This is a genomic window from Ferviditalea candida, from assembly GCF_035282765.1.
In the GTDB taxonomy this organism is placed as follows: domain Bacteria; phylum Bacillota; class Bacilli; order Paenibacillales; family KCTC-25726; genus Ferviditalea; species Ferviditalea candida.
In genome coordinates, this window is record NZ_JAYJLD010000080.1 from 1 (window position 1) to 2,402 (window position 2,402).

The following is a 2,402-nucleotide window of genomic DNA, read 5'->3' on the forward strand; positions in this document are numbered from 1 at the left end:
GTAAGCGTCAAACCAAACCCACCTGTGAAGCTGGTTTGGCTCATGAGATAATCTTCCTCAGAATAGATGTGAGGAGGATTTTTTTATGACGCAAGAGGAATTGCAACAAATATGGGCTGCCCGAATCAAGGATTATCGAGCCAGCGGTGAGCGTGTGTCAGCTTGGTGTGAACGTCAGGGGGTTACCCAGCGTCAACTCTGGTACTGGATGAAAAAATTGAAACGTTTGGAACAGGAAAAATCAGCCGATCAACCTCTATGGCTTTCCGTTCATGTGGATGAGGACACTACCATCCCATCATCATCTTTACTGGTTACCGTCGGATCAGCAACCATCGAAGTCAGAGCAGGATTCGAGCCCTCCTTACTTGCCGATGTCATTAAGACGCTCAAAACGGTATGCTAAGAGACATTCAGCCCGAACAGGTATACCTGGCCGCCGGATTTACGGATATGCGCAAGTCTATTGATGGGCTCGCTGTTCTTGTAAAAGAGGGATTTGAGCTTGATCCGTTCTCCTCAGCTTTATTTGTCTTTTGCAACCGCGGGCGGGACAAGCTGAAAATTTTGTACTGGGAGCACAACGGATTCTGGCTGTACTATCGACGGCTCGAACGCGGCAGATTTCGGTGGCCGACCGAGGCCAATGCTGCGCCGATCCGAGTCACCCGGCGGGAGCTTCGCTGGTTGCTGGACGGCCTTTCCCTCGAACAACGTCAGGCGCATACCGAGGTGAATGCCCGTACGGTGATCTGAGAATATTTCACTCATCTGTCATACAATTCAGGGAAAGATGACAGGGTTTCTCCCGCCCCATCGTGAATCTATAGGTATGGAAAAAATCGTGGACAAGACCCCAGACACAATTGAACATTGGCAGGAACGATGCCTGACACTGGAGCAGCAAAATGCGGAATTGGCCGCCAAGGTGAAATGGTACGAAGAACAGATTCTTCTTTCCCGGCGAAAGCAATATGGAGCTTCCAGCGAACGCACGCATCCCGACCAACTCCTGCTTTTTAACGAACCCGAGGCAGAAGCCGATCCCGCTGCTGAAGAGCCAACCGTAGAGACGATTACCTACCAGCGGAAAAAACAGCAGGGTCAGCGCGATGCGAAGATCGAGCACCTGCCTGTGGAGACGATCGACTACGAGTTGCCGGAAGAAGAGCGGATCTGCCCCTGCTGTAACGGCGCGATGCATGCGATGAGCACCGAAATTCGGCGGGAACTGAAAATCATTCCGGCACAAGTCAAGGTCGTCAAGCACGTGCGTCATGTATACAGTTGCCGTCGGTGCGAACGGGAAGGAATCGAAACGCCGGTGATCACCGCATCGATGCCCAAACCGATGGTGCCGAAGAGTCTGGCTTCCCCTTCGATGGTGGCCTACATCATGAGCCAGAAATATGTCGAGGCGCTGCCGCTGTATCGCCAGGAGCAACAGTTTGCGCGTTTTGGGGTCACGTTGTCCCGGCAGACGCTTGCCAACTGGATGATCGAAGCCGCCAGCCGATGGCTGAAGCCGTTAGTTGATCGGATGCACACCCATCTCTTAAACGAGGACATGCTGCATGCCGACGAAACGACCCTGCAGGTGCTTCGGGAGCCGGGTCGATCGGCGGAATCGACCTCTTATCTCTGGCTGTATCGCACGGGAAGGGACCGACCGGCGATTATCCTGTACGATTACCAGCCGTCCCGAGGCGGCGAACATCCGCGAAACTTCCTGTCCGGATTCCATGGATACCTGCACGTTGATGGGTATCCAGGATACCATAAGGTGAAAGGTGTGACGCTCGTCGGGTGTTGGGCTCATGCCCGACGGAAGTTTGACGAGGCCCTGAAGGCGTTGCCTGATGGCAAACAGATGGCTGCGGTCGCTGCTCGAGAGGGTCTCGAGTTCTGCAACCGGTTATTTGCCATAGAGCGTAAGATCAAGGAGGCTTCACCCGAAGAACGTTTTGCCGTCCGTACGGAGCAAAGTCGCCCTGTATTGGATGCTTTTTCGGCATGGCTTCGTGCCCAGCGAAGCCGGGTGCTCCCGAAAAGCACGCTGGGACAGGCGATCGTCTATTGCCTGAATCAATGGGAAAAACTCGATGCGTTCCTAAAGGACGGACGGTTGGAATTGGACAACAATCGGAGCGAACGATCCATCAAGCCGTTTGTAATCGGACGCAAGAACTGGATGTTCAGCAACACACCGCGCGGGGCCAAGTCAAGCGCGATGATATATAGCATCATCGAAACAGCGAAAGAAAATGGCTTAAATCCGTATCTGTATCTCACCTGGATCTTTGAAAAGCTACCGCAACTCGCAGATCCCCAAGATCCGAATGCGTTAGACAACTTCCTTCCATGGTCAAGCTCAATCCCGGAAAATTGCAGAATCGTTCATT

3 protein-coding genes are annotated in these 2,402 nt (G+C 53.1%); all 3 read left to right on the forward strand.

The features are described 5' to 3' along the window. Window positions 1–85 precede the first annotated feature (85 nt). Window positions 86–406 carry an IS66 family insertion sequence element accessory protein TnpA gene (gene tnpA / locus VF724_RS21040; protein ID WP_371756194.1) on the forward strand — a complete coding sequence of 107 codons (321 nt, stop codon included), beginning with the start codon at window positions 86–88 and terminating at the stop codon, window positions 404–406. Further along, window positions 400–756, forward strand: a complete 357-nt coding sequence (gene tnpB, locus VF724_RS21045; RefSeq protein WP_371756195.1) for an IS66 family insertion sequence element accessory protein TnpB — start codon at window positions 400–402, stop codon at window positions 754–756. The genes tnpA and tnpB overlap by 7 nt, the downstream gene beginning before the upstream one ends. A 76-nt stretch (window positions 757–832) precedes the next feature. Continuing rightward, a partial coding sequence (tnpC, locus tag VF724_RS21050; protein WP_371756196.1) for an IS66 family transposase occupies window positions 833–2,402 on the forward strand: 1,570 nt, incomplete at its 3' end.

What these genes read in the sequence shown, in the direction of transcription:
- tnpB (WP_371756195.1), top strand. Translation starts at nt 400, where the DNA reads ATGCTAAGAGACATTCAGCCCGAACAGGTATACCTGGCCGCCGGATTT.
- tnpA (WP_371756194.1), top strand. Translation starts at nt 86, where the DNA reads ATGACGCAAGAGGAATTGCAACAAATATGGGCTGCCCGAATCAAGGAT.